3 protein-coding genes are annotated in these 6,717 nt (G+C 46.0%); 2 read left to right on the top strand and 1 reads right to left on the bottom strand.

All coding sequences use genetic code 11. The annotated features are described in order from the left end of the window. A partial coding sequence (gene menD, locus F6K20_RS40730; protein WP_287295643.1) for a 2-succinyl-5-enolpyruvyl-6-hydroxy-3-cyclohexene-1-carboxylate synthase occupies positions 1-1,473 on the top strand: 1,473 nt, incomplete at its 5' end. On the opposite strand, the gene F6K20_RS18950 is transcribed toward menD, so the two are convergent. Then, on the bottom strand, positions 1,463-2,419 hold the full coding sequence (locus tag F6K20_RS18950) for a GGDEF domain-containing response regulator (RefSeq protein ID WP_008179817.1): 957 nt from the start codon (positions 2,417-2,419) through the stop codon (positions 1,463-1,465). The two genes, menD and F6K20_RS18950, sit on opposite strands and share 11 nt — an antisense overlap. Before the next feature lie 477 nt (positions 2,420-2,896). Here F6K20_RS18950 and mfd point away from each other — a divergent pair. Then, a partial coding sequence (mfd, locus tag F6K20_RS18945; RefSeq protein WP_287295641.1) for a transcription-repair coupling factor occupies positions 2,897-6,717 on the top strand: 3,821 nt, incomplete at its 3' end.

Below are 6,717 nucleotides of genomic sequence, written 5' to 3'. Positions count from 1 at the left end.
TCTGTAACTGACAACCTGCAAGCTGTAACTGACAACCTGCAACCTGCAACCGCGAAAGTCATACAACAGTGGCAAGAATCCCAGCAAGGAATAATTATCGCTGGTCCAGCTCAACCCCAAAATCCCAAAGACTATTGTAATGCGATCGCATCCTTGTCCAAAACCTTAAGATGGCCTGTACTAGCAGAAGGGCTCTCACCGGTAAGAAACTATTGCGACCTCAACCCCAATCTAATTTCCACCTATGACTTGATCCTGCGTAATCCACGATTAGCGCAACAGCTAAAACCCACAATGGTTATTCACATTGGTGAACTACCGATTAGCAAAGAACTGCGTGCTTGGTTGGATAAATGTCAACCGCGACGTTGGGTGATTGACCCTAGCCACCACAACCTCGACCCCCTCCATGGCAAAACAACTCATCTGCGGATGAGTGTAGAACAACTGGGGATATGGGTAAAGGAGTTGAAAGTTAACCAGTTGAAGGTTGACAAGTTGACGGTTGACAGGTTGACGGTTGACAGGTTGACGGTTGAAGGTTCACCATCGTTGACGGTTGACAGGTTGAAGGTTGAAAGGTTGAAGGTTGACGATTCTAACCTGCAACCTGATAACCTGCAACCTGATAACCTGCAACCTGATAACCTGCAACCTGATAACCTGCAACCTGATAACCTGCAACCTGATAACCTGCAACCTGATGACCTGCAACCTGATAACCTGCAACCTGATAACCTGCAACCTGATAACCTGCAACCTGATAACCTGCAACCTGATAACCTGCAACCTGATAACCTGCAACCTTACCTAAAAAAGTGGTGTGAGGCTGAAGCGAAGGTCAGGGCAAAGGTTGACCAAACAATGACTAAAATGAGTCAGTTGTTTGAAGGGAAAGCGGCTTGGTTACTGTCCCAATGTCTACCACCGGAAACACCTCTATTTATTGCTAACAGCATGCCAGTCAGAGATGTGGAGTTCTTTTGGAAACCTGGTAACAGGAGGATTCGACCTTGGTTTAATCGGGGCGCTAATGGGATTGATGGTACCTTATCAACAGCTTTAGGTATTGCTCATCGTAATCAAAGTAGTGTGATGCTAACGGGTGACTTAGCATTTTTGCATGACAGCAATGGTTTCCTAATTAAAAACAAGTTTGTTGGTCATTTAACCATTATATTAATTAATAACAATGGTGGTGGCATTTTCGAGATGTTGCCCATTGCCAAATTTGACCCACCCTTTGAAGAATTCTTTGCCACACCCCAAGATGTCAATTTTTCACAGTTGTGTCTGACTTATGGAGTAGAGCACCAGCTGATTGAATCATTGCAGCAGCTCAAGCAAGGTTTAAACCCACTTCCTAGCCAAGGCATTAGAGTGTTAGAATTGCCTACTGACCGTAGAAAAGATGCTAGTTGGCGTCAAAATATTTTAAGTCTAATGACTACTGATTTTTTCATTAGTAACTAACATGAACCAGGCGATTTCTACCGGCAGTTTTTGCCTTATATAGTGCTTTATCAGCCTCGTAAAATAAATTATCTGGGGATGATTTTACTGAGGGAATCGTACTGGCACCCCCCAGGCTGACGGTAACAATGTCACTCACCAGAGAACCAGAATGAGGGATCGCCTTTTTGTAGAGTTTAGTTTCAATTGTCTCTGCTACCTGAATAGCGCCTTGTATATCAGTACTCGGCAAAATTACCACAAATTCCTCACCCCCATAGCGAGCCACCAGATCCCCTGGACGCTTTGCTGCTTCACCAAGGATTTGAGCAACTTGTTTAAGACACTCATCTCCTGATTGGTGTCCATAAGTGTCATTGTAACGCTTAAAAAAATCAATGTCACACAATACTAAAGACAAGGGGTTTTCTTCCCGTGCCAGTCGATACCATTCGTTGTTAAAATATTTGTCAAAGGCTCGGCGGTTGGCAACTTGGGTTAAGCCATCGATAGTAGCGAGGCGTTCCAACTCTTTATTGGCGATTTTTAACTGTATCATTGTCCAACTTGATTCAATCAAACGACGTACTCTTCGTCGCAAAACTGGCCAGTGAATTGGCTTAGTTATATAATCCGTCGCACCGGCTTCAAACGCTCGTTCTACAGATTGCTCATCATAGAGTGCTGTAATCATTAGTATAGGAGGACATTCGGAACCAAAGTTATCCTTCAATTTAGCACAGCAGGTAAACCCATCAAGTATGGGCATTCTGGCATCTAACAGCACAATGTCTGGCAATTTTTGCTCACAGATATTCAGACATTGCTCACCGTTGCTAGCTTCAATGACTTTATATCCTTCCTTTGTCAAGCTACGACGTAGCACCAAGCGTAGGATCTTCTCATCATCAACCACGAGAACCTGAGGAGTTTTATTATTAAAGTTATTCAAGTCAGTATTATCCATTATTGCTGCTTGAGTCAGTAATGTATTTCTTATCGATAGCTCTTGGTTATCTTGGCTAGAAATTAATTGAAATTTTGATCGGTAATATCTGTTTAATCTAACCTAAGAGGATTAAATCTTCTAAAGATTAGTCAACAATCAAGTCGTAACCCCTGAAACTGTTATAGCCGAATCCTTGACCTAAAAAGGATTTCGCCTTATTCAAGATAAACAGGATTTACGCACAGACTCTACCTGTAGGGTGGGCAAAACATTGCCCACCCTACAGGTAGAGTAAAATTGAGGTATTTGCGTAAGTCCTAATAAATTAATGTAGACCGACGGACTTGGAAACACTCCTGCATCCAGTGGTAATGCCAGTGGTGAGATAAGTTAACCTATTCAACAACAGTCAATTTGCCCCAGGCATTGCTATTCCTAGTAAAATGAGAGAAACAGCTATCCTGGAAGCCCTATTGTCAAGTACCCACTGAACTAATGGCACTTTCCTCGATCATTCGGACACTAGAGCACTCCCCTCTCACCAGTGAACTACTCACGAAACTCAATCGCCAACAGTCTCTATCTCTGAATGGTATTCCCCGTTTGCCAAAGGGATTAGTAGCATCAGCCCTGGCCAAGGCAGACCAACGTCTGCTATTCGTAGTCTGTAGCACCCTAGAAGAAGCAAGTCGCTGGGCAACCCAACTGGAAGCCATGGGTTGGGATACAGTCCACTTATACCCCACCTCAGAAGCATCCCCCTATGAACCCTTTGACCCAGAGTCGGAAATGACCTGGGGACAAATGCAAGTATTGGCAGATTTGGTCGAAAGGTTGAAGGTTGACAGGTTGCCAGTTGAAAGTTCGGACTTACAACCTTCATTGGTTCAACGTTCAACTCATGGGATGGCTATTGTTGCCACTCAAGCAGCACTCCAACCCCACTTGCCCCCTGTCGATGCCTTTAAGCCCTACTGCCTTACCCTTAACCAGGGCATGACTTGGGATGGCAAAAACCTTGATCAAAAGTTGGCACAGCTGGGTTATGAACGGGTTCCCCTAGTGGAAACAGAAGGTCAGTGGAGTCGGCGGGGTGATATTGTAGATGTTTTCCCGGTAGCCTTAGAATTGCCAGTGCGACTGGAATGGTTCGGGGATGAGTTAGAGCAGTTGCGGGAGTTTGACCCCGCAACCCAGCGTTCCCTGGATAAAATTGACGGCATCGTGCTGACCCCCACGGATTTTGGTCACATTATTAGCCAAGTGCTGAGAACCTCAAAGGCTGAACTAATCCAATCTTATCTCTCACCTCAGGAGCAAGAATCTTTCGAGGAAGGTCAGTCTTTAGAGGGTAGCCGCCGTTTCTTGGGTATTGCCTTTGACCAGCCAGCCTCTCTACTAGATTACCTGCCAGAAAATACTTTAATTGTCATTGATGAACCAGAACAGTGTGCTGCCCATTGCGATCGCTGGGTGGAACATGCCGAAGAACAATTAGAGGAACTGAATCATTCCCTGCCCTGTCTCCATCGTTATTTTGATCATGCTCTAGAGTTGAAGGTTAACCAGTTTCAGGTTGAAGGTTCACCACCGTTGAATGTTAACCAGTTTCAGGTTGAAGGTTCACCACCGTTGAAGGTTAACCAGTTTCAGGTTGAAGGTTCACCACCGTTGAAGGTTAACCAGTTTCAGGTTGAAGGTTCACCACCGTTGAAGGTTAACCAGTTTCAGGTTGAAGGTTCGAACCTTGGCCAAAAGGCCACGTTACGCGAACAATCTAATAACCTTCAACCAGCCAACCTTGGCCAAAAGGCCACGCTACGCGAACAACCTACTAACCTTCCACCAGCCAACCTTGGCCAAAAGGCCACGCTACGCGAACAACCTACTAACCTTCCACCAATCCTGTATTTATCAGAATTGGTGGAAGAAACTACCCAAAATGCCGTTAATCTGGCTAGCCGCTCTGTACCAGTAACACCCCACCAGTTTGCCAAACTAGCAGAAGTACTCCGAGAGCAGAGCGATCGCCGTTTCTCTATTTGGCTGGTTTCTGCCCAACCTAGTCGTTCCGTTGCCCTGCTCCAAGAACATGATTGTCCTGCCCAGTTTGTCCCCAACCCTCGGGATTACCCAGCTATTGAAAAATTAAATATCCAGAGGACAGCGGTAGCGGTCAAGTATTCGGGCTTAGCCGAACTAGAGGGATTTATCCTCCCTACTTACCGCATCGTGGTTGTGACTGACCGGGAGTTCTTTGGGCAGCATACCTTGGCAACTCCCAGTTATATCCGTAAGCGCCGCCGTGCTGCCTCCCAACAGGTTGACCCCAATAAGCTACGTCCAGGGGATTATGTGGTTCACAAGAATCATGGGATCGGTCAGTTCCTCAAGCTGGAAAAATTAAGCATAAATAATGAAACTCGTGAGTATTTGGTGATCAAGTACGCTGATGGTTTGCTCCGGGTGGCAGCGGATCAGTTGGGAGTACTATCTCGGTTTCGACATACAGGTACGGGTTTGCCTCAACTCCACAAGATGTCTGGTAAAACCTGGGAGAAAACCAAAAATCGTGTCCGTAAAAGTATTAAGAAAGTAGCGGTGGATTTGCTGAAGCTCTATGCCCAGCGAGCACAGCAGTCTGGTTATTGCTTTCCAGCGGATTCCCCTTGGCAGCAGGAATTAGAAGATTCTTTCCCCTACCAACCTACTCCTGACCAACTCAAGGCGATACAGGATGTGAAACGGGATTTAGAGAGCGATCGCCCTATGGATCGCTTAGTTTGTGGGGATGTGGGGTTTGGTAAAACAGAAGTGGCAATTCGGGCTATTTTTAAAGCTGTGACCTCTAACAAGCAAGTAGCTTTCCTTGCCCCAACCACTATCCTTACTCAGCAGCATTATCATACCATCAAAGAACGGTTTTCTCCCTACCCCATCAATGTCGGTCTACTCAACCGCTTTCGTAGCCCCCAGGAAAAGCGTGATATTCTTCAACGCCTTAAAACTGGGGAGTTAGATGTGGTGGTAGGTACCCATCAGTTGCTAGGGAAAAGTGTAACGTTTCGAGAGTTAGGGCTGCTGGTGATAGATGAAGAACAGCGGTTTGGTGTCAACCAGAAGGAAAAAATTAAATCTTTCAAAACTCAGGTAGATGTATTGACCCTCAGCGCTACTCCCATTCCCCGTACCCTCTATATGTCCTTATCGGGGGTACGAGAAATGAGTTTAATTACTACACCACCACCCTTACGGCGTCCCATTAAAACCCACTTATCTCCCTATAAACCAGAAGCTGTCCGCACCGCCATTCGTATGGAACTTGACCGAGGCGGTCAGGTATTCTATGTCGTACCTCGCGTTGAAGGGATTGAAGAAGTTGCTGCGGAACTCAGGGAAATGATCCTTGAGGCCAGAATCGCCATTGCTCACGGTCAGCTCGACCCAGCAGAATTAGAGTCAATTATGCTCACCTTTAGCAACGGTGAGGCAGATATCCTAGTGTGTACTACGATTATTGAATCTGGGCTAGATATTCCTAGAGTCAACACCATTGTGATCGAAGATGCTCACAAATTTGGTCTTGCCCAACTCTACCAATTGCGAGGACGAGTAGGTCGGGCGGGGATTCAAGCCCACGCTTGGTTACTTTATCCTAACCAGAAGGTACTCTCAGAAGCAGCCAAGAAACGCTTACGAGCAATTCAGGAGTTCACTCAACTCGGGTCAGGTTATCTGTTAGCAACCCGGGATATGGAAATTCGAGGGGTGGGGAATCTCCTAGGTGTAGAACAATCCGGTCAGATGGAAGCCATTGGCTTTGACCTCTACATGGAAATGCTGCAAGAAGCGATTAAGGAAATTCAAGGGCAAGAAATTCCCCAAGTAGATGATACTCAGATTGACCTTCAGATTACAGCCTTTATTCCCGCTGACTATATTCCAGATATAGACCAAAAAATCAGTGCTTATCGAGGAGTAGCTGCAGCAGCCTCCCAAAAGGAGTTAGCACAGATCGCAGCAGATTGGAGCGATCGCTATGGTCCAATTCCCTCCGTGGCAGAGCAATTACTGCGGGTGATGGAGCTAAAACAGTTAGGGAAGTCTTTGGGATTTTCCCGAATTCGACCTGAGGGTAAACAACACATTCTCCTAGAAACACCCATGGAGGAACCAGCCTGGAAGTTACTGCAAGAGAACCTGCCCCAACATTTGCGATCGCGTTTTGTCTATTCTCCTGGTAAAGTTACGGTTCGTGGTTTAGGTCTGCTCAAGACGAATAAACAGCTAGAGAGCCTGATTGACTGGTTAGGCAA

Source organism: Moorena sp. SIO2C4, assembly GCF_010672485.1.
GTDB classification, from domain to species: domain Bacteria; phylum Cyanobacteriota; class Cyanobacteriia; order Cyanobacteriales; family Coleofasciculaceae; genus Moorena; species Moorena producens.
Note: the sequence above shows the minus strand (reverse complement) of the source record. Positions and strands in the feature narration are given on the sequence as shown.

Bases quoted from the DNA above. Each gene is read 5' to 3' on its own strand.
- F6K20_RS18950 (WP_008179817.1), bottom strand. From the start codon at position 2,419: ATGGATAATACTGACTTGAATAACTTTAATAATAAAACTCCTCAGGTT.